This window comes from Chitinophaga nivalis, from assembly GCF_025989125.1.
Lineage (GTDB): Bacteria > Bacteroidota > Bacteroidia > Chitinophagales > Chitinophagaceae > Chitinophaga > Chitinophaga nivalis.
On the sequence record NZ_JAPDNR010000001.1, the window covers coordinates 6,388,510 to 6,414,217 of the forward strand.

Genomic DNA, 25,708 nt, shown 5'->3' on the forward strand with positions numbered 1-25,708 from the left:
TTTACTTAAATTGTTTGTTTCCAAAATGAATGCTTCTTTCCGTTCTGCTGTGGAACCGGGATAGATGGATGACCGTGCTCTATTGTTTTAAAGGCAGCCGGTATCAGGGGTTTCTTTTTTCTGAGATCAAGCGGTTGCAGTGCTGGTAGTGCCAATGGCGCCCGGCGTGCCTGATAGCCGTTCAACAGCTGACCGGCTTTCGTCAGAATCACATGTGCATTGGTACCGCCATCTGCAAAACTGCTCAACGCCACCGTATCTGTTGTTAGCGGCTGTAACTGACGGTTCAGCCGGAACGGCGATGCTGCCATATCAAAATGCTGTAAGCCCTGCTGACCAGACAGGAAAGGCACTTCCTGTTCGTGTTCCAGCATCAGCAATAATTTTATAAATCCTGCAATACCTTCTGCACACAGCGGATGCCCGATATTGGGTTTAACAGATCCCACACCACAGGAAGCTCCCGCATGTGCGCCATACACGCCCATCATCGCTTTCAACTCCAGCAGATCGGTTACTTCTGATCCTGAACCATTGGCTTCTATATATCCTACTTCAACGGCTGTTTTTCCGCTTCGCAACAACGCCTGTTCCATCACGGCCTGCTGCGCCTGCATATTGGGGGTAGCCGGGCCAGCTGTTTTACCATCATTATTAACCGCAATGCCTTTGATGACTGCATAGATTTTATCACCATCCGCCATCGCCTGCGATACTTTTTTCAGCAATACCATACCGGCACCTTCTCCCAGCACCACGCCGCCGGCACGCTGATCAAAAATGTGGAACACGCCATCTGTACTCAGTAAATTCCGTTGCGAAAACAACTGGTGTGCTTTATCTGTATGTAACAAACTAACGCCTCCTACCAAAGCACCGGTAATATCTCCGCCCTTCAATGCCTGTATGGCCAGGCTCATCCCAACAAGGGCGGAAGAACAAGCAGTATCAACTACCAGGCTCGGACCCCGGAAGTCAAAGAACCGGGAGATATTGGTGGCCAGGTAATTGGGGCCTACTGCTACAATAGGATTTTTGGTAGCTGCCAATACATCCGACTCTGGATGATGCTGACTGCGTCCACCGATGTACACCCCTATGGCTGCACCTTTCAGGGCGTCTTTTTCATAGCCGGCATGATAGCAGACAGACAAACTTTCTTCCATCAGCAACAATGCCTGCGGGTCCATCGCGCGGGCATCTTCTTCCGGCAGTGAAAAGTAACGGGCATCAAAATGTCCCAACCGGTTGATCAGGCCTGCATGAAAATTATTTTCATATCCCCAGCGTTCAGCCGGTACACGTTTGATGGCCGACTGACCGGCAGACAGCAATTTCCAGTAAGCGGCTATATTATCGGCACCGGGGAAACGGCAGGAATAACCTACTACCGCTATATCATCCTGCAAGGATGTTTGCACCAATGGTACTGCGGTTACAGCAGCCGTTGCCGGTACTACCGGGTCAGCTAACGGTATCGCCTGTACGTCAGGCATGATTACCGGAGCTACCACTGCCGGTACTGGTATTCCTTGCGCTGCAGGTACCAACACTGCGGCCAGTTGTTTTGCATACTGTTTCTCCAGCCACCGCGACAATGCAGCCACAGTGGTGTGTTCCAGCAATACAGAAGGGTCCAGTTGTTCGCCCAGCGCCCGGTTGATATGACCCAGGATCTGCGATAAAAGCACCGAGTCTACCCCATAATCCGGGAAACTCCGCTGCGTATCGAAACGATCCGGATCTATTTTCAGTTCTTTTGTAAAAATATTCGTTAACCATCCTGTCGTATTCCCGGTGGTATTTGCAGGTACAGCAGGCGGGATAAATGTAACCGGAACCGCTGCTGTTGCTGCCGGCAATGCGGCTTCTTTTCTCAGCAGTTTTGCAGGCTGCCATTCCCCGGGTACAAATACAGCCGGCATTACCACCGGACCTATATGCTGTGCCAGCACTTCATCCAGTAAATCCAGTCCGGTCTGATTGCTCAGTGTAGTCAAACCTGTACGGGTATACGTCATACTCTTTACCTCTCCGATGCCGGTTTCCTTCCAGCTGGGCCATTGAATACTCTGCAGCAACGGACCATGACACTGGGCGAAATAATCCATGTAGGCATTCGCCATCGCATAATCGCTTTGCCCGGAACCCAATGCCGGAATCTGTGCAGATACCGAAGAGAAAAGCAAAAAGCATTGTAACGGCTCGTGTTGCAGCGCTGTATACAATGCCTGTAAACCGGCTACCTTCGGAGAAAGTACCTGGGCAATACCCGCTGCTGTTTTGCGGATAAATGCAGGCGTTTCGGCATCTATCAATCCGGCGGCATGCAATACACCACCGATCTGTTTACCATCAGCATGTACGTTTGTTACCAATGCGGTAATAGCCGCTGCAGATGTCAGGTCTACCGACACTGCTTCCACCGTCACACCACCTGCTGTCAGTAACAACAGGTTGCGCAGCTTCGATGTATAGCGACCATCCATGGCGATGTGTTGTTCCCACTCTGCCCTTGGTGGCAGCTGTTCCCGCCCGGTGAGCAGTACATGCCGCACACCGTACCGGGTAATAAAATGTTGTGCACATAAATAACCGATGCCACGGGTACCACCTGTTACCACCAGCACATCTTTATCAGTAAAACGTACCGTACGCGGCGCAGCCGGTGCGGCTGTATCCAATACGCACTCCTGGTATTGTCCTTCCCGGAAACAAAGTGAAGTAGCTTCCCCTTCCCACTGGAAGGCCCGGATGACGGCGGTAGCCAGCAAATCAACCGGCAGTCCCGACAACACATCCAGGTGGCAACTGCTGATATATTTATACTCCGCTCCCAGCAAACGATACAGGCCTGCATGTAAAGCGCCTGTTGTTGCAACAGCGGTATGTTTATAATTTTCCAGATCACTGGTAACACCCAGGAAACGCATGCCGCTACGCGGACCTGTTTCTATCAGGTGCTGCACTGCCCCTAACCACGACAAATCCGTATCATCGCAACCATAGCCTGTCAGGTCAATCACCCCGCCGGTAGCAATAGGTAATGTTTCCACCTGCGATACTTCCGCTACGATACTCTGCGCCAACTGCGCCTGAATAGCGGCTCCCAGCTCACGCCCGGATGCTGTTACCAGGATCACCACCTGCTGGCTGTGCGGACGTACGGCTGTTAAAGATACCGGCACCCATTGTTTTTGCAGCAATGCAGTGGCCGTAGTACGGGCTGGCGCCGGCTGGCGGAACCAATACCTTTCCCTTGCAAACGGATAGGTAGGTAAACTTACTTTTGACGGAAAACCATCCGGATAAAGCAACGCCCAATTCAGGTCATATCCTTTTGCCCATAATGCCAGCAACCGGTCGTACTTACCTTTTTGTATACAGCTGTCTATGGCCGCTTTCCGGAAGTCTTCATCCTGCATCAGCCACAGGCTGTCTTTGTCTTCGCGGATACTGCCGCTGAATACGTTTTCCTCTGCGGTTTCTCCGGACAGATAAGCTGTCAGTATTGAGATAGCGGAGGGGATATCTGTTACCAGTATACCTAACCTTTCTTCCAGGCCTTCCCGGCCGGTTTGCAGGGTAAAAGCAATATCTGCCAGCGGTGCGGTATGCGCTGTTTGTAAATAATGTAAAAAACGTTGTACCACTACCGTTAGCCGTTCCTGTGTGCGGGCGGAAAATACCAGCAGATAAGGAGCGGAGGAAGTACTTACGGGTAGCGCTTTCTCAGGCATGCTGTATTCTTCAATCACCAGGTGAGCATTGGAACCACCTGCGCCGAAGGAAGACAAACCAGCCCGTAACGGTAGCTCACGCGTAACACCCTGTGTGGTTAACACCGGCCGTTTCCACGTTGCCAATGTTTGCTGCACTACAAACGGACTGTTCTCAAAATCAATATGGCTATTCAGTTGCTGCGAGTGCAGGGAAGGCACCAGCTGCCGGTGTTGCAGCTGCAACAGCACTTTCGTGAGTCCGGCGATACCGGCAGCACTTTCACAATGACCAATATTGGATTTTGCGGAACCAATGGCGCAGAATTGTTTGGCGGCGGTAAAGGCTTCAAAGGCTTTCTTCAAACCGGTGATCTCTATCGGATCGCCCAGCGATGTACCCGTACCATGTGCTTCTATGTAACTGATACTGGCAGGATCAATACCGGATCTGCGGAAAGCATGACCAATCACGCTGGCCTGAGCCACAGGATTTGGTACCGCAAAACCATTGGTTTTACCACCATGATTCACGGCACTGCTCTTAATCACACCATAGATATGATCGCCATCTGCCACCGCCTTACTCAGCGGTTTTAATAAAACTGCACCGACACCTTCGCCCGGCACATACCCATCGCCGCCTTCCCCAAAGCTTTCACAACGTCCCTTGCTCGATACAAAGCGGCCCTGCCCCAGCATCAGGTATTTGTTAGGATGCACCGATACATTGACACCGCCGGCAAGCGCCAGCTCACAATCGCCCCGCTGAATACTCTGGCAGGCAAAATGAATGGCCGTCAGTGAAGACGAACACATGGTATCTACCGTCAGGCTCGGGCCATGAAAATTACAATAGTAAGATACCCGGTTGGCAATCGACGACGGATTACCGGGAATAGCCAACGGGCGCCCCTGTATGGTTTCCTGTGCACCATATAGCTGGTATTCGCTGTACATAACGCCTGCGAATACACCCACATTACCAGGTAAACCATTGCCATTGTATGCACTTAGTTTTTGCCGGGTATACCCCGCATCTTCCAGGGTAGCCATGGCACATTGCAGAAACAGGCGTTCCTGCGGGTCTATCAGCTCTGCTTCCCGCGGCGAAATATTGAAAAATAAAGGATCAAATTCATCTACGCCATTGATAAAACCACCCCATTTACTGTAGGTTTTGCCAGGCTTCGTTTTATCCGGATCATAAAACAGGCTGTGATCCCACCGTTCGTAAGGAATCTCTGTAATACTGTCTTTACCTGTCCGTAAGTTATTCCAGAACTCCACGATGTTATCTGCTCCCGGATACTTGCCGGCTACGCCAATAATAGCGATTACATCTTCCTCAGCAGTTTGCGCTGCCGGGGACACTGCAGGCTGCCGTGCCGGGAGAGGTGCTATCCGGCGGGGCGTTATTACGGCCGGAGTTGCCGGTACTACCGGGGCTGGTGATAATATAGCCGTTCCTGTTAGTTCCTGCATTTTTGCACCATGCGACGCTACAAAATAGGCCGCCAGGGCAGCGATCGTCTGGTATTCGAAAAACAGGGTCTTTGATAAAGGGCCAAATATTTTTTCCAGTTCGGCCGTCAGTTTCAATACCATAAAGGAATCAATACCATATTGTTCCATAGGCACCTCTCCATCCAGCTGGTGTAACGGCAACCGGATGACTGCTGCGAACATCTTCCTGAAATAATGAATGGATTTGTCCAGGTCTGGTGAAACGATATCTGACGGAGGTAAAACGGTATTTGATTGAGGAACCACCACTACCGGCGCGATGTCTGCGACCGGTATCACCGGTACCGCGGCAACAGCAATATCCGGCTGTTTGTATTTACCGGCCAGTTGCGCCACGGCCTCCTGTATGGTACCGTATCTGAAAAAGGCGCCCGGTGTCACTTCAATACCGGCAACCGTTAGTATTTTTTTCGTTATTACGTCAACGGATACACGTTCCAGTCCATAATCCAGGAACTCAGCGGTGATATCCAGTTCCAGTGCGGGTACATTCAACAAACCTGCTACCGCCTCCGTAATGATATCCATCAATAGTTGTTGCACCTCCTGCTCAGGTACGGATACCGGTGTAGCTACCGGAAGAAACTGCGCCAAACGGGCAACATCTCCTTCCAATACCACTCCCTGCTCCACCTGTAATGCCATCAAACCATATAACGCCTTCATAGCGGTAGCGGTTTGCAAAGGTACAATGCCGGTACGCTCCTGTTGCAGCTGCACCACTGCCGGCGGCAGCTGCATACCGCCTTCTTTCCACAACGGCCAGTTGATGGCAATCGTATGCCCTTTGCGCGCACCACGCTCCACCAGCCTGTTACGATAGCCGGCATAGCTATCCATAAAACTATTGGCCATGGCATAATCCGCCTGCCCGCTGTTTCCCAGTACGGCGGCAGCAGAAGAGAATAACAGGAAAAAGTCCAGTGCGAGGTCGCTGCTGGCAATATCCAGGTGTACCAGCCCATTTACTTTTGCGGCAAATACGGCTGTTAACTCTGCTACTGTTTTCTGTACAATCAGGCTATCGCGCAACACACCAGCCGCATGTAAGATGCCATTGATAGCACCATAACGGTCAATAATATCCGAAAACAGTTTTACTACGGCCGATTTACTGCTGATATCTGCCTGTATATAATGCACGGCTCCTGATGAGAGCAGCGATTGTAATTCCTTTTCTTCGGCTGGCAACGGCGAACGGCCTGTCAGTACCACTGTTGCGCCGGGTGTAGTGGTAATAATTTCACGGGCAAATACAATACCCAGTCCCCCTGTTCCACCGGTAATCAGGTACACACCTCCCTTCTTCCAGGGAACGCTGACCACCTCCGGTGCAGCAACAGCCATCCAATTCAATACCGTTACTTCCTCCCCGGACAAACGAATATGTTGTTCGCCCAAAGCCGATACAGCAGCCAGCTTTTCTTCCTGTCCCGGCTGCATTTCGATTAGCTGCACCCGGATACCAGGATACTCCTGCGATAATGTTTTCAATAATCCTGACAAGCCACTGAATGCGCTATTGGCAGTATGCTCACACACTAACAGTTGCAGCAGGGTATTTTCCTTGTTCATTGCAGTGAGCAACGTTTGCAGCTGTTGCAATAAGGTAACTGCCAGCGTTGTAAACCTGCCGGCCCTGTCTCCTCCGGACAGCTGAAAATAATAGCAGCTGGTATCCGGTAAGGCGGCTGTAATTTTTTTATAATCCGCTTCCTGCTCACAACAAACCAATGCTATACGGGAAGCGGGTACAGATACGGTATGCACCGGTTTCACCCATGCAGGTGTCAATAACAGTTGTCCTGTTGCTGCTGCTTTCACCGGCGTTTTCGCCTCCAGCGTCCGGGAGCAGTAGCCATTCATTTCCACCAGTACAACACCCTGTTCATCATACACGTGAATGTCCAGTCGTTGTACGGGGTCGGCCGGGGTGCTGCCCTCACTGTAACGTACATACGCCCACACGGTTGCCGTCACCGGCTGATGCACTCTCACTTCTTCCAGGAGAAAAGGTACCCGGGCAGTTGGCGTCATCGTTGTATCCGACAGCAGGCCTATGGCTGCCTGTAAGGCACCATCCAGTAAACCGGGGTGCAACAGACAGGCTTCATTATGTGGCGCATCTGTCCAGGTTAGCTTTGCCAGTACCGCATGTGTATGGCCATAAATCTCTTTAATCGTTTGGTGAGAAGGACCATAGTCCAGTCCGGCTTCGCGGAACAAGGCATAACAATGGGCAGCGGATAGCGGCGAAGATGCCAGCGATGCCCTGAGTGCAGGCAGATCTATGGTTGTCTGCTCCCACACATTCCCGGTTGACAGGATACCCTGACTGTAAACAGGTGCATCCGGTAGCGCTTCACTATATATTTCATAACGGATCACTTGCTCCGCCGTTTCGTGTAAACGTATGTGTACCGTTGCCGGTGTATCGGAGACGATTACAGGCCGGGCCCATACCACTTCTTTCAACAGTACACCCTTTGCTGCCGTCTCGCCGCCAACCGACTGCAAGGCTGCTTCTCTCGCCAGTTCCAACGTAGCAACGCCTGGTAATATCCGCAACCCGTTTACAACGTGATCACGCAGGAAGGGCTCTTCCCCTGTAAATACCGATGTAAAACGTTGCGACGACAACAAAGATGTATTCCGATGCAACAACGGATGTAACTGTGCCACTTCTCCTGTTCGGGCGCCATGCAAGGTAGCCGGCTTAATAGGGCCAGGCAGCCAGTAACGCTCTTTCGAAAAAGGATACACCGGTAAACTGATACGACGGGGCTTGCCGGTAGTATAAAGCCGGTTCCAGTCAAACGTTCCTCCGTTGACCCATCCCGTTAACAAAGGCAGGTAATTTTTCGCTGTCAGGTACTGGTTCATGGCTTCTTCGCCGATCTCCTGTACAACCGGCTGACGGCCCCGTTTTACTTTCCCCTGCAATACGCCGGTAGCCGCAGCAGGATCGCGCAAATAGGCTTCCAGCTGCTGTTGCAGGCTATACGCACTATCGGCTACAATAGCCAGACGTTCCTCCATCATATCGCGGCCCACCTGCAGGGTATAGGCTACATCTGCCAGCTGCCCACGGAAGGCAGCCGTTGACACCACTTCCAGCAACTGTGCTGCCCGTGCCTTTAAAGCCTGTTCATTTTTTGCGGATAATACAAAAATGGCCGGATGGGTGGCATCCACCGGTATAGCTGCAGGTACTTCTGCTATGTATTCTTCCAGTATCACATGCGCGTTGGCGCCGCCAAAACCAAAGGAACTGACGCCGGCACGCCGCGGAATTTCTGCGCCATAGGAATCTTTCAGCCTTTTCCAGGGCTGTTTCTCCTGCACGATATAAAAAGGATTCCCCTGCAACTGGATATACGGATTGATGGTATCACAGTGCAGTGTTTTCACCAACGTTTGATGCTGCAGCTGCAACACTACTTTCAATACCCCCGCGATACCCGCTGCCAGTTCTGTATGACCAATATTTGTTTTAACCGCGCCGATACCACAATGCGGCACACCGGAATAGGTGATGTCTGCTGCCTGATACAGGTCCTTAAAAGCGGCTTTTAATGCATTAATTTCGATAGGATCACCCAGTTCCGTACCGGTACCATGTGCTTCCATATAACTAACCGTATCCGGCGAAATGCCCGCTTTCTGATAGGCAGTCTTTAACAACTCCGTTTGTGCCTTAGGGTTAGGTGCTGTCAGGGAGTTGGCTTTACCACCATGATTTTCCGCCGTACCTCTTACAATGGCGTAAATATGATCCTGATCTCTTTTGGCCGCACTTAATTTTTTCAGGAAGATCATGCCTACGCCTTCACTTCTGACATAGCCATTTGCCTTATCGGAAAAAGTTTTACATCTGCCATCTTCACACAACATGCCTGCTTTATTGAAACTGATGTGTGCTTCCGGCGTAAGTATCGTATTGATGCCTCCTACCACCGCCATTTCACAGGAGCCGGCATTAATAGCTTCCATGGCTCTGTGTATGGCAATAAGGGAGCTGGAACAAGCTGTTTCCACCGGTTCACTGGGACCATGAAAATTCAGGAAATAACTCATCCTGTTAGGTCCTACCGACGGCGCCATACCAGTGGAGGAATAGCCTTCAATAGCCACTCCTTCCTGCGCAATGAGTGTGTTGTAACCACTGCAGGCAGTGGCTACAAAAATGCCCGTTTTCGAACCTGATAAACTTTGCGCAGCATAACCGGCATCTTCTATTGCCTTCCAGACATGCGTCATCAGCAAACGTTGCTGCGGGTCCATAAACGCCGCTTCCCGGGGAGAGATCCCAAAAAACAAGGGATCAAATGCAGCTATATCCGAGATAAAACCACCCCATTTGATATTCGTACGGTTCGCCGTTTCTTCCGGATTACCATAAAAGTCTTTCCAGCTCCAGCGGTCTTCGGGTATTTCCCCAATACAATCCTTTCCTGCTTCGAGGTGCTGCCATAAAGCAGCCAGATCTTCCGCCATGGGAAACTGGCCACTGATCCCGATAATCGCCAATGACCCGTCTTCCTTTTCTACCGGTAAATCTGCCGGGGATTTCCCTGCTACCAGCCGGTGTCGTTTTTTTCGTACAGGCGTCACTGCGATATCCTCCGCTAGCGGTGTGGCAGCTATTGTTTCATTATCCTGACCGGAAAATTTCTTCGCCAGTTCTTCCGGATAAGCCGCTACCAGGTGTACCGCCAATTCTCCCAGGGTCACATATTCAAAGAATACAGCCGGTGTGAGCTGCAAATCAAAAATATGATTCAGGTTATTTGCCAGCTGTGTAAAGCTGATAGAATCAAATCCATATTCACTCAGTTCTGCCTCTTCATCTATATGATCGATATTTACTTTTAAAAGTGTAGCTACCGTTTGTTTTAATATTGTTTTGATCTCTTCCAGCCATTTATCATCTGCTACCTTTTCCCGGCGTTCTTTTTTCACCGGTGTACGGTTGTTTAAACCCACCACCACTTTCTCTTTTATCTTGCTGACATTGCCTTCGATAATGATCCCTTGTTGCAGTTGTAATGCCAGCATACCATATAATGCCTGCATGGCAGTAGTCGTCTGCAAAGGTATCACGCCTGTCCGCTCCCGTTCCAGTTTCACCAGGCTTTCCGGTATCTGCATACCCCCATCCTGCCACAAGGGCCAGTTAACAGATAAGGTATGTCCTTTACGGCGGCCCGCCTGCACCAGGTTATTCCTGTACGCCGCATAACCATCCATAAAGTTATTGGCCATGGCATAGTCGGCCTGCCCTACATTCCCCAACACCGCACTCAACGAAGAAAACAACAGGAAAACTTCCAGGTCCATCTCTTTAGTAGCTTCATCCAATAGTACAAGGCCACTCACTTTAGGCGCCAGTACCTCAGACAGTTCCGTTGTTGTTTTCCGGAGTATCACGCTGTCTCTCAGCACACCTGCTGCATGCAATATCCCATGCAGGTTACCATAACGGGCACGGATATCTGCCATTAACCCGTTAACCATTGCTGCCTGACTGATATCTGCTGCTATATAGTGCGCTGTTCCCAGTAACTGTAAATCTGTCAATACCTGCGTACCTTGTTCATTCAAGGCCGAGCGCCCACTCAGTATCACCACTGCGCCCGGTGCGGCACGCAATATTTCCCGGGCAAACACAACACCCAGTCCACCCATGCCACCGGTGATAAGATATACGCCATCGCTGCGCCAGGGAACGGCAACCGCTTCCGGCAATGTCGTCTCCTGCCAGTGCAGGGCCGTTACCTGGTGTTGCTGTATCCGGATATATTGTTCAGATAATTGCGACAAAGCGGGCAACTGTTCTTCACTGCCAGGATGCAGGTTTATCAATTGTACTTTTATACCGGGATATTCCAGTGCGATTGTTTTCAACAATCCTAGCAAGCCATTCCGGTAAGCAGCAGGCGCCGTTTCACATAATAAAAGCTGCAACAGCAGTCCTTCTTTTGCAATGGTCGGCAACAGCTCCTGTATATGCCGGAATAAAGTAACAGCCAGGCGGGTAAAACCATTGGCGGGATCCCCCTCCTCCAATGGGAAGAAACTGCAGGCAACGCCTGGTAAAGCCGCCACTATTTTTTTATAATCCGTTTCCTGTTCGCAACACACCAGTGCAATTCGCGCCGCGAAGGTATGCCCGGTAGTAATATCCGGTGTTACCCAGGCCGGCGTCAGCAACAGTGGTGCCGTTACATTCGCAGGTGATGTACCAAAAACACGCGATGAATATCCCTTCATCTCCACACAGATGTTACCGGCATCATCGCAAAGGGTAACATCCAGCCGTTGTACATTACTGGCCGCTGTACTGCCAGGGCTGTAACGAATAGCCGCCCATGCTGCTGCCCCGGCAGAACGATACACTTTTACTTCTTCCAAAGCAAACGGCAACATCGGCTGAATCGGCATATCTTCTTCCGTATCCAGCAACAGGCCGATAGTAGCCTGCAATGCGCCATCCATCAGACCGGGATGCAGCTGATAAGCCTCGTGCCCGTCATCTCCCTGCACGGCTAAACGTGCCAGTACCCGTTCCCGGTTACTGTAAATTTCTTTTATGGTCTGGTGAGCCGGTCCATAACTGAGTCCCGCCTTATCAAACAGTTTGTAACACCGGGTTACCGCCAAAGGAGCCAGGCCTGCTCTCCAACCAGCCAGATCTACCTTTCCGGCCCCCCACTCATTCCCCGCACTTACGGTACCCTGGCTATGTATCACTACTTCTCCCGTACTATCTTCACTGTATATTTCATAATCGATTTCTCCGTTTTCTGTATCAAACAAACTCACATGCACTGTCACGTTTGTACCTGTTGCAATCACAGGACGGGTCCATACCACATTTTTCAGCAGCACACCGGTTTGTTCTCCGGTAGATTGTACAATCGCTTCTCTTACCATTTCCAGGTAGGCAACTCCCGGTAACATCCGTTGTTTGCTGACTACGTGATCCCGCAGAAAAAATTCTTCTCCCGAAAAGCCGGAGCTGAATTTTTGTACTGTCAGGGTGGAAGTATTCCGATGCAGCAAGGGATGCAACACGGCCACAGCTGCCGGTTGTGCAGGCACTAACTGGTCTGGCAGCCAATAACGTTCTGCAGCAAAAGGATAGGTCGGCAAACTGATACGCCGTGGCAGCGCGGTAGTATACAACTGATGCCAGTCGATCACGGCACCTTCTATCCACTTTGTCAGCAGCGCCGGATAGTTTTTTTGTTCCAGCCAGGTACTGATCGTTGCATCCGGCTCCTGATGCGTTATATTTTTACGTCCCTTTATCCTGCCTTGAAAAATATGGGTGGTATTACCGGCAGATGGCTCCAGAAATGCCAGCAGCTGTTCCTGCAAACTTTCAGCAGTAGCTGCTATAATAGCCAGTCGTTCTTCCATTGCCTCACGGCCGGTCTGCAAGGTAAATGCCACATCGGCCAACCTGTTTGCCAACGCGGGTTCCGACAAGGCATGATATAACTGCCGGGCATATACCTGTAACCTTTCGCTGTTTTTAGCCGATAGCAGGAATATGGCCGGATGTGTTTCATCTACCGGTATAGCAGCAACAGGAGCAGGTGTATATTCTTCCAGTATAACATGTGCATTGGCGCCTCCTGCGCCGAATGAAGAAATACCTGCTGTGCGCGGATATTCCTGAAATATGCCATTTTCTGTAACAACAGGCCTGCGCCAGGGAGCAGGTTGCTGCGCTACTACAAACGGTGTATCGGCAAAATTAATATTGGGGTTCAGGGTGGTGGCATGTAAGCTGGCAACAATGGATTGCGCCTTCATCTGGAGCAGAATTTTTGTTACCCCGGCAATTCCCGCCGCTGCTTCCAGATGCCCGATGTTAGACTTCGCAGAACCCAGTAAACAATATTGCTGCTGGTCGGTATCTTTCCGGAATGCCTGCACCAGTCCCGCTACCTCTATCGGATCTCCCAGATCTGTACCGGTACCATGCGCTTCAATGTAACTGATGTTGCGGGCAGATATGCCGGCCTGCTGCAACGCGGTGCTGATCAGCTGTCCCTGTGAAACAGGATTCGGCACCGTATAACCATTGGTTTTACCACCATGATTAATCGCAGATCCTTTAATAACCCCATAGATATGATCTCCATCTGCTTCCGCAGCAGATAAACGTTTCAGCAAAATCGTTCCAACACCTTCACCAGGAACAAAGCCATTCCCATTTTCTCCGAAGCTTTTACATTTCCCATCTACCGACAACATCTGCATAGAACACAGGGCAATGTAACAGGCCGGATGCAGGTACAGGTTTACACCGCCTGCAATCGCCACGTCACACTGATTGGTTTGTATATGCAGACAAGCTTCATGAATGGCTGTCAGGGAAGAAGAACACATGGTATCCACAGGCATGCTGGGCCCTTTGAAACCAAACAGGTAAGAAACCCGGTTGGCCACTGAGGCAAACGCAGTATGTGGAAATACCTCCGGCTGTGTTTTCCACAGCTCCGGGCCATATAAATCGTAGCCGGTTTTCGTGATACCAGCAAAAACACCCACTGCGCCCTGATGTTTTTCCGTCAGCGCATCGCGGGTATATCCGGCATCTTCCAGCACTTCCCAGCAGGATTGAATAAACAAACGTTCCTGGGGATCGATGTTCAATGCTTCTTTGGGAGCGATATTAAAAAACAAAGGATCGAAATCGGCATATCCTTCCAGGAAACCACCCCACTTGCTATAACTTTGGTTATGCGCTGCTGCCGCCTGTTTATCCGGATTAAAAAAACCTTCCAATGCCCAGCGATCTTCCGGCAGGGTTGTAATACAATCTTTACCTGCCTGCAGATTCTCCCAGAAATCCGTCACCCGTGGCGCACCAGGGTAACGACCTGTCAGTCCGATAATCGCAATGGGCTCGTATATGTTATCAAACTTTTTCGACACGGTGGCGATCTCCTCTCCAAAAGATGTCAGCACAGGAAAATCCTCTGCTGTTATTGCGCTTGTATCCGTTGTTTTTCCATTAACAGGCACACCTTCATAACCGGTCCATTTGATACATTTATCCGTATAGGCTGTTGCGAGATAATCCGCTAACAGCTGCAGGGTATGATATTCAAAAAAAAGTGTTTTGGAGATTTCACCCAGTACGGTTTCCAGTTTTTTATTCAACTGGTTAATCATCAACGAATCAATTCCGTATTTTTCCAATGGTGTGCCGTGATGAATTTCTTCCGGTGATAACCGGGTAACATCCGCAAAAAGAACAGTCAGGTGTTGTCTTGTTTTTTCTTTCAGCAATGTCAGGTCCAAACCATCATTCACTGCAACGTTCTCTGATAAAGGGGCTTTCATTAGCACAGGAATAAATTGTTTACGAATAGTGGGGATATCGCCCGGCAGTACCATTACCTGCGATGCCTCCTGTGTGTATGCGATATAAAAAGCATCCATCCCAACGGAGGTTTCCAATGGTATGATGCCGGTCAGTTCTTTTACATGCGCGATTAAACTGTCATCTATCTGCATACCTCCGTCTTTCCAGAGCGGCCAGTTGACAGATAATGTTTTGCCGGTACGGATACCTTTTTTCACTAGGCTGTTGCGATAACCGGCATAGCTGTCCATAAAGGCATTTGCGGCGGCATAATCCGCCTGTCCTATATTACCTGCTACTGCGGAGACAGAAGAAAACAAGGCAAAAAAGTCCAGGTGCATATGGCTGGTAGCCTCGTCGAGGTATAATAATCCACTGGTTTTAGGTTGCAACACTTCGCGGCAGGCCGTCTCTGTTTTCCTCAGCAGATAACTATCCCTGATGATGCCTGCAGCATGCATAATACCGGTAATATCCCCATAGGTAATACGGATGTTGCTGATCAATGCCGTCACTGCTGTCTTATCGGAGATATCCGCTGCGACATACACCACTTCTCCCTGTTGCTGTAAAACAGACAACAGCTGCTGTGATGTTGTTGTCAGGGAAGAACGGCCGGTCAGTATTACTTTGGCCGATGGTTGCCGGCTGATAATTTCTTTAGCCCAGATCAGGCCTAATCCGCCCATCCCGCCGGTGATGAGATAAACACCCGCCGGCCGCCACGGGTGAGGAGGTACGCCGGATGGTATATATTCTTCCCAGGATACTACCTGTAACTGTTGTTCAGCTGCTTGCAGTGCTGCCACCGGCAGGTGCTTTCCTGTTTCCACCCAATGCAGGTAACTTTCTGCTGTCGCATCTACCGGCACACCGATTACCTGTCCTTTTAAACGGGGTGCCTCCTGCGTTGCTGTACTTAACAAGCCCGATAAGCCCATGAATACCGAGTGGGAGGGCACCAGTACCTGCAGCAGGATATCGCCTGTTTTATGGCTGTTAAGTGCCGATTGAACCGCTAACATAAGCTCAATGGTACAGGCTTCATATGCCTGCGCCATACTTTCCTGATCCATCTGCCAGCAATGGCATACTGCAGCAGGTAGTTCCTGCTGTAAGAAAGTGATGACTGCAGCCGGCAGCTGACAACTGATCACGAGCCTGCACACATCACGGCCGGTAACGATATCCTTCGCGTAGCCACCGGCAATACGCCAATGCGGCTGCAACAATAACGCCGGTATCTGCTGATTCATAGGGGGCAACTGTTTCATGATCATCATCAGTTTGTATTTGAGAGAAGCGGCTTTAGAACAGTTTTTCCTGCAACGGGTACCTTTACGGCGAAGTCCTTCCATTGCAATAGCACGGTGCCGGCTTCATTGCATATTTTAATATTTAAACGCAGTACAGACCCGCTCCCATCATACTTTATCAGCGCGAAGGCTGGTATGCCGGCCGGCTGATAAATTTCCAGTGATGACAGGGTAACCGGCGGAATAACCATGGGGCCAGATAAATGTTCCTGCAGTAATACCGCTACTGTTTGCAACAGATAGCTGCTCAGGTCCGTATCTGCCAGACCGGATGCCAACCGGCTCCAATCCTTACCGGTAGCTGGTAAGCCAATCAGGTATTCCTGTCCTTGTATATAAACCGGGCCGGTAATTACACTGCCTGTCACCGGCGGATGCAATGGCCAATGTGCTTTGATGGCAGATACAGGAACGCCTGCGGTTGCGGGAGGTGCAATAGGTTGCAGGTATCCCTGACATAATACGCTTTGTGTGGTATCTTCCTTCACTTCGAAAGCCCACCGTTCCTTTGCGGTAAAGAAGGTGATATGCAACCGGAGCGCCACCGCCTGTAGGGTTAACGGCTGTGACCAGCGTACATCAGTTATACGTAAGATACCTGCAGCAGCTGATGGCAATTGTATGGCTGCCTGCCGCACGATCTCCAGATACACCAAACCCCGCACATATTGTTTTCCATTCGCTGTTTTTTCGTATAGTCCTGTGTCGTTATCAGCCGCCAGTTCCAGGTGGAAACTATTGGCAGCAGTACGATGCGGCAATAAAGTATTTAACGGTTGGGCAACCGGCAACGGAGCAGCCGGTGCGGCTGTTTCCGGGAGCCAATAGGTATTTCTCGTAAAAGGATAAGTGGGTAAATGTATACGCGCCGGCTTTACTTCGCCATACAACGCAGCCCAGTCTAATACATGACCTTCACAATAACAGGCCGCCAGTTTAGCCAGTACTTCCCGGTAATGCGCCGGCTGTTGCACAACCTGGCCGGCCTCCGACAACAAATCCGTTACCGGCTGTCCGTCGGGCAGTGTATCCCAATTGGTAACTCCCTGGAAAGTATCCTTTACTTCCCGGCCAGCCAGTATATCTTTCCACGCCTGTATCGCAGCAGCTTTATCTGCCACCAGTATCACCACCCGGTGATTAAAATGATGCCGTCCCTGTTGTAAGGTATAGCTCAATGCCGCCAGTGTGCAGGTAGTTGTCTGCTCCAGGAATACAATCATATCACGCATCCGTTCCTGCAGTGCAGCGGATGATTTGGCCGACAATGGCAACAGATAATATGGATGGGGAATAGTGTCCTGCGGCGACGCAGCGGTATAGCTCTCCAGTACAGCATGCGCATTGGTACCACTCATACCGAAAGCACTAACGGCCCCTGTCAGCGGTTTGCCTGCTGCTGGTTGCCAGCTGCGATTCCGGTCATTTACATAAAACGGACTGTTCTCCCATGTAATAAACTCATTCGGCTCCCGGAAATGTAAACTGGCAGGAATAAGCTGATGTTTCATCGCCTGTATCACATTCACCACATTTAACAATCCCGAAGCCGCGAGGGTATGTCCGAAATTTGTTTTGGCAGAAGTAAGGGCACAATAAGATAACTGATCTGTATATTTTTTGAAGACGGTGTTCAATGCATTCACCTCTATAGGATCTCCCAACCGGGTACCCGTTCCATGTGTTACGACATAGGTAATATCTGCCGGGTTAATCGCAAAGCGGTCATATATCCCACGCAGTAAACCCGCCTGTGCCAATCCGCCCGGGGCGGTGATACCATTGGTTTTACCATCATAGTTAGTGCCACTTCCCCTGATAACCCCGTGAATAGGATCACCATCTCTTACTGCATGGGCCAGTCGTTTCAACACCACTGCCACTACTGCTTCTCCCGGTACAATACCATCGGCGCTTTTATCAAACACGGCACATTTTCCATCCCCGGATAACATACCTGCCTGTCCCATACCTACATGCGACATCGGTGTGAGTATCAGGTTCACCCCTGCTGCTATAGCGGTATCACACTCTTTACTTCTCAGGCTCTGACAAGCCTGATGCAGCGCCACCAGCCCCGAAGAGCAAGCTGTATTGATGGCCAGTACCGGCCCTTTTAAATCCAGGAAATAAGATAATCTCGCGGCCAGAATACCATCATGATTAGCCGTAATAAACGGACTATCTTTTACCAGGTCCTGATAATCGCCCTGTTCTACTCCCACAAACACGCCCACTGTTGCAGCATTCAGCTGTACAGGTCCGTAACCCGCATCTTCCAGCGCCTTCCAGGATTCCTGTAATAATAATCGCTGCCGTGGATCCATTATCTCTGCTTCCCGCGGAGATATTTCAAAAAACAACGGATCAAATTCTTTCACCCCCGGCACACAACCACACCAACGTTCCTTATCTTTTTCAGCCGCTCCGATACCAGACCAGTTAAACCGGTCTGCCGGAATGGCTTCTACCACATTTCTGTTATCTGCCAGGATCTGCCACATCTCCTGTACATTACGTGCCTGCGGAAAACGACCACTCATGCCAATGATGGCAATAGCTTCATCGCCGGTGATATTTGCTGCAGACAACACCGGCATGGCCGGCTGTTCTTGTATCCGTGGCGCCGCCACAGCTACCGGTGTTACAACAGGCTGCTCTTGCCGGTAGAAAGCCGTTATTTTCTCCTCATGTTCCTGTAGAAAATAAGCGGTGAGTTTATGTAAATTGGTATAATCAAAAAATAAGGCAGGCGTAACGTTGATATCAAAATGCGCGCGATAGGCTGCTGCCAGCCCGGTAAGACTCACCGAATCATATCCCATATCCACTAGGTTTTCTGCAGGATCCAGTTTATCCGGTGACTGCTTTAATACACCTGCAGCCAGTTCCCGCAGTTCTTTTTCCAGCTGCATACGTACACTGCTTCCGGCAGCAACACGATGTGCGGTGGAGGATACTTCCGGTATAACCGGCTGTGATGCCTCCGCTGCGGATGAACAATGTAAAAACTGATATATGCGTTCCCGGTAGCCTTTCATGACCAGCACGTGTGCATGGGTACCGGTGAGCAACTGTTCCAGCAGCGCCATGCCTTCGGCCTTTTCCAGAAAAGCCTGTCCACTGGAGCGCAGATACATCTCTGCCCTTTCTGTTGCTCCTGCTCCCATTCCTCCTTCCCGCCAGGCAGGCCAGTTAATGGCCATCGTTTTTCCATATCGCAGACCGGCTGTCACCAGCTGATTGCGATACTCGGCATAAGCCATCTGAAAACGATTGGCTGCTGCATAATCACAGGAACCAAAATCACCTAATATCGCAGCGGCAGAAGAATAATAGCAGACAAAATCCAATGCTTCTCCGGCCAATAATTCATCCAGTATAACCGTACCTTGTACTTTGGCAGCAACTGTATCATGAAAAGCGTCTATCGTCGTTTCCAATATTGATCCATTTCCTGCGGCACCTGCAACATGCAATACACCATTCAATGCCCCCAGTAAAGTACGTGCGGTAGCCAGCCGGTCTGTCATCACTTCCCGGTCTGTCACATCCGCCGCCAGATAATGTACCTGTCCTCCCAACGCTTCCAGGGTTGCCATAAAATCTGTTTGCCCGTCATTTGCAGGAGTACGGCCCAGCAATATCAATTTCGCCTGATACCGGGATACCAGGTAATGTGCGAGCATTTTTCCCAGCCCGCCAAAACCACCGGTAATCAGATAGGTACCTCCCGTTTTAAATGCAGTACCCGCAGATCGTTCTACCGGTTGCATCTGCTGCACGTGTCTGGTCCCCGCTATATACCTGACTCCTTTTGTGGCAGATAAGCCGGCCAGCACATGTCCGGCATCCGGAATGCCGCTTGTTTCGTACAATACGGTAAGTTGTATGGCAGCCGCCACCTGCCCCAGCGAACGTTCAAAACCAGTCCAGGCGGCCTGATATACATCCGCCGGATCAGCTATCAATAACAACCGGCTACTTGCGGACAAATCATCCAGGACCTGAATAAGATAAACAAGCGCGGTATAATCAGCGCCGTCTTTCCAGTTGTACACGATGCCATCCGGACTACCGGTAACGGCTATATCCCCCATTAACTGCCGGTAATCAGCTTTGTGTTGCCGGCGGATCACATATTGATGAGGAGATACCTGCCGGTAAGCAGTTCCCGTTGATACAAATATCACTTCACTACCTGCGGCAGCGGCAGATAAAGCCAGGCTAAAATCTTTCTGTATGGCGGCATCTTCCATAAAACAAAGCAGTCGTACTGCTTTGTGAGCAACCGGAGATGCTGGTGCCGGCGTCCATACTTCGCGGAACAATAACAATTCCGGTGATGTAGGAGGCGCTATTGTATTAGTGGCAGCCACTACTTTTTCTTTGGGGATTCTCTCCACTGCTTTTTCAGGCAACCAGTAGTGATCCATGGCAAACGGATAACCAGGCAGACTTACGCGCCGTGGCCGGCTATGCGGATATAGCAAAGTCCAGTTTACTGAAAAGCCTGCCGCCCATAAAGCAGCTACTTTACCGGCTTTACCGGCTGCCAGCCACTTTTCTATCATGCTCTCCAGCTCTGCTTCATCTTCTACAAAAAACTGCGCCTGGCGTGCAGGTTTTCCTTCTCCCGTAAAAATCGTAGTCTGTTCTTTTCCTGCCAGATAATCTTCCAACTGTGTTTGCAGTTCCAGGATGTCCTTCACCACAAAAGCAACCCGCGCATGCATCGTTTCCCGGCCTACCTGCATCGTATAGGCGATATCCGTTAGTTGCAGTGCCGGATGGCTATCGCCTGACACCTTTAACCGCTGCAGGATACCACTCACCAGTTCTTCAACGGTAGCCGGATGATAGTGCTGTTCAAAAGTGCAGCCATATTTACCGGCAAGCCGATGTAACAACGAACTGGTTTGAAAAGCATCCAGGTTTAGCTCACTTAAGGATTGATCTGTATTGATCTGTGCAATAGCTATCCCCGTCAGATCAGCGATGATAGCGCGGATATCCTGCGTCAGCTGTGTGGCAGTCAATCCGGCTGCTGCTGCATCTTTCAGCAGAAATGCCTGTAACCGCGCTGCATAGCTGTGCAGCCGTTCTTTATTTTTTGCAGACAGCGGTACGATGAAAGTACCGGCAGCTGCAGGATGTATGGTATCCTCCGTAATAACCGGATGGTAAGATTCAAAAATAGCGTGCGCATTGGTACCTCCCAGTCCGAATGCGCTCAATGACATATGGTAAGGGGTATCTCTCCGGGGTAAAGGGATAATCCTGTCTGCCACATAAAAAGGAGAAGCCGCAAAATCTATCGCCGGATTCGCCTTTTTGAAGTTGATTGAGGGCGGAATAAATCCATGGGATAATCCTAATGCCAGTTTGATACTACCTGCAATACCCGCGGCTGTATCCAGGTGGCCCAGGTTGGTTTTCACCGCACCGATACCACAATATTGTTTACGATCAGTATAACGTTCATAGATCTCACTCAATGCCGCCAGCTCTATGGGATCACCCAACCGGGTGCCAGTGCCATGTGCTTCTACATAACTGATGTTATCCGGATTGATACCCGTAGCAGTATGTACCGCCTGAATAACAGCAGCCTGTCCGTTGATACCAGGGGCATAAAAACCGGTTTTGTCTCCGCCGTCATTATTCACGGCGATGCCCCGGATCACGGCATATACATGATCCCCATCGTTCACGGCATCTTTCATCCGTTTCAAAAACATCACCCCCACTCCTTCTGCCGGTACCATGCCATCTGCAGCTGCATCAAATGTTTTACAATGTCCGTCACTGGAAAAATTAAGTCCGGGCTGATATACATATCCCGCCATATCGGCCGCAAAAAGGGTAGCACCTCCCACCAGTGCCTGCCTGGTTTCTCCGTTTTTCAGACTCTGACACGCCAGATGCAATGCCACTAAAGAAGAAGAACAATTGGCGTGTACATATAAACTGGGCCCCTTCAGATTTAATTTAAAAGAAATCATCGTAGGGATCGTACCTCCCTGTGCCATCATGAGCCCTACATATTCATCCGCATCTGCGATTACTTTAGTTCCTGTAGTTACCGTACCGGGTAACATCGCCTGATACATGTTATTGCTGGCAGTCATGAAAACACCTGTATCCGTTACCTCGCCTGCGCGGTAACCGGCATCTTCTATAGCATGCCAGGCATGCATCAGCAGGTGACGGAGTTGTGGATCCATCATCTCTGCATCTTTGGGCGAAATATTAAAAAACGCCGGATCAAAGCCAGACTTTTCTTCAATTGTTCCCTGCACGGCTACCAGATTTTCCTGCATAGCTGCTTGCTCCGTAAAACCACGTTGCTGCAATTCTTCCGGCGACAACCATTTCAATCCTTCTTTGCCGGACACCAGATTTTCCCAGAAAATCTCTTTGTGCGTAGCGCCCGGAAAACGGCAGGAAATACCTACTATGGCAATGCTATCATCCGGATAGGTTATATCCGGGGCAGGCTTATTGACAGGCGCTGTTGGCTGCACGGTGTGCGACTCCTGCGCGGATGTTTGTATCACTTTTTCCGGTGCGGATTTTAACACGTACCTGCTGATTTCCTGTATATTACTGAACCGGAAAAGATGCGTAACCGGAAAGGCACAGTCAAACTCCTTACTGATCTTTTCTGCCAGCAACACGGCGGTAATGGAATTACCACCTGCCGTAAAAAACCCTTCCTGGATATTATCTGCCGTTGTTTGCAATACATTGTTCCAGATAGCAGCTACTTTTACTTCCGTTGCAGACATAGATAATCCGCTGGCAGGTGCCTTCGGAGATGTCAATGGTTTTTCCGCCAGTAATTTCCGGTCGATTTTTCCGCTGTTGGTCAGTGGCATCCGGTCCAGCAAGGTGAATATAAACGGTACCATATATTCCGGCAGCAGCGACAGCAAATGATGACGCAACAGACTTGTTGCATCTGCTGTATGTTGCCAGTCACCCGTCACGGTATAATAAGCAATCAGCTGTTGCTGTGCTCCATACACCACTACGGCACAGTTTTCAATTCCCTTAAAGGTGCTTACACAATTTTCAATTTCTTCCAGCTCAATCCGATGTCCTCTTATTTTCACCTGTGTGTCTATCCTTCCTAAAAAGGTGATATTTCCATTGGGCAACAGGCATACCAGGTCACCCGTTTTATATACACGCTCCTGCACACCAGCGGTTGTCAGGAGTGATATAAATTTACTTTCATTTAATTCCGGCCGGTTCAGATATTCTATCGCCAATCCATGCCCTGCAATATGCAGTTCACCGGGTACTCCTATGGGTACCTGTTGCAGGTGCTCATCCAGTATAAAGCAGCGGGTGTTAAATATAGCCCGGCCGATATCAGCTTTCTGATCACTTTCCAACGGCGCCGATACGGTAGCACAAACGGTATACTCCGTAGGCCCGTAAGCGTTAAAGAATTTTCTGCCGGTTCCCCATTCCCTGACGATTTTATCCGGACAGGCTTCGCCTGCTACAATAATGGTATGCAAGGCAGGCAACGCCCTTAGCGGTAACGCGGCCAATACACTGGGCGGTAAGGTAACATGTGTCACCTGATATTGCGACAGCAGGTTGAATAAGGTTTCTCCCGGCAGCAGCTGTTGTTTATCTGCCACCAGTAAAGTAGATCCCGTACCCAGCCCCATACAGACTTCCCACACGGAAGCATCAAAACAACAGGAAGCAAACTGCAATACAGTACTGTCATGTCCAACAGCGAACAGGTGGTCCTGCGAACGGATCAGGTTAGGTATCCCTTTATGTGCTACCACCACTCCTTTGGGCTTGCCGGTAGAACCGGATGTATAGATCACATACGCCCTGTCTGTGAGTGTATGTAACAATCCCGGAGTCGTATCCGGCATACGGCTGATCGCTGTTGCCATCACATCTGTCAGCAACAATGCGGCGCCTGTATCCGGCAGTCGTTTCGCCAGTGCCTCCGTTGTGATCACCATCCCCACTGCTGCATCCTGCATCATATATTCCAGCCGGTCCTGCGGATAGGCAGGATCAAGTGGTACATATACTGCACCTGCTTTCATAATCGCCAGCATACTGATAATAGCTGCCGGTGACCGGTCCAGGAAAACGCCCGCAAATTGTTGCGGCTGCAGGCCATTTTCCCGCAGATAATGGGTAAGTTGATTAACAGCAGTATTCAACGCCGCATAGGAGTATTCCTGTTGTCCGTATTTTATAGCAATGGATAAAGGTCTTGTGGCTGCAAAATCTTCTATCAGTGCCGGTAAACTTTTACCATGTACCGCTTCCCTCACAGGAGAAGCCAGCATATCTTCCAGCTGTTGTTTTTCCGCTCCGGATAAAACAGGGTAAGCCGATAATGGTAAAACAGGATCTGCTGTAACCGCCTCCAGCAGCTGCTTGTAGTGCTGCATGAATTGCGTCACAAAAAACGAGGTATAACGATCTGCCTGATATTTACATTTCAGCTCAAAATATTCCGGGAATACCATTACCTCCAGTCCCAGTTCATATTCCCCGGACTGATACAATCGGTCTATCCATTTCGCAGGGAGCTGCTGCTCATATTGCTGCAATACCTTTGTTACCTCAGACATAAAATCCTGGTAGGCATAGGCCACCTGAAATACGGGCGCCTGTGTACCATCTGCAGGTATCGCCAGTTTTTTCACCAACAGCGAAAAAGGATAAGCAGCATTATCCAGTCCGTCGGCTATCGCCGACATGATATGCTGTACCAGTTCCCGGAAGGTAATACTTCCAAGACCACTGCTTCTGACAGGGATCATATTCACAAACAAACCTACCTGGTCATCAAATGCTTCCGATGGTTTTATGGTAGCCGGCATCCCTACAATGATATCTTCTTCTTTGGTATACCGGTACAACAACAGCTTGAAAACACCCAGCAATATCGCCGCCACACTCAACTGCTGTTCCCGGGCGACTTTTTTTATTTGCTGAGAGAGAGGTGCCTCCAGCGAGAGATGGATTATATCAGCTGTATCCGGCGCCTCATATATATTGTGATGATTGGTGGAGAAGGGCAACACCGGCAATGGTCCCTGCAATTGTTGCTGCCAATAAGCCAGTGGCGCTGCTGCATCCCGGAGAAAATCCTGTTCAGCCTTTACGTAATTGTCATACAAACAATTAACCGGGGATGCAGCATCATTGCGGTAGCCCTGGCAAGCCTGTAAAAAAGCATCCAGTAAGGGAGCAATAGAATTACCATCAAAAATAATATGGTGTATCACAAACAGTACATAATGATCTGTAGCACTACGCGACACCACTACCATACGCACCAATGTATCGTGTTCCAGCTGAAAAGGTTTTCTCACCTGCTTTTCAAGCCATGTCATCACGGCATCATCGGACCATCCGGCGGCAGCTTCTACCTGTACACCCGTCGTTGCTACCGGTGTTTCAAAACGACAGATTGCATCGCCTGTATTTTTGAAACGGCTCCTCAGTACCGGAAAGCGCTGCAACACCTGTTTATAGGCCGCGGTAAAGCGGGTGGCATCCATATCTGCCGTTATATGTATACATACCGGAATATTATAGGCAAAGGATAAAGGATTCATTTGCTGAAACGCCCACATCCCTTTTTGATTTTCGGAAAGCTGCATTTGCACCGCCGGTTGTTTTTCCTGCAGCAACCGTATGATCGTTTCTTCTTTTGATAACTTTCCTGACTTATAAGCAATAAGAATTTCCTCCTTATTCAT

Annotated in this window: 2 protein-coding genes; both read right to left on the reverse strand. The window is 49.9% G+C overall.

All coding sequences use genetic code 11. The annotated features are described in order from the left end of the window. Window positions 1–5: 5 nt before the first annotated feature. A complete protein-coding gene (locus OL444_RS23450) occupies window positions 6–15,905 on the reverse strand; it encodes an SDR family NAD(P)-dependent oxidoreductase (protein ID WP_264729405.1) in 15,900 nt (5,299 codons plus the stop codon). A gap of 8 nt (window positions 15,906–15,913) precedes the next feature. Continuing rightward, window positions 15,914–25,708 (reverse strand): non-ribosomal peptide synthetase, encoded by a 9,795-nt coding sequence (locus OL444_RS23455; RefSeq protein ID WP_264729404.1) that lies wholly within the window; start codon window positions 25,706–25,708, stop codon window positions 15,914–15,916.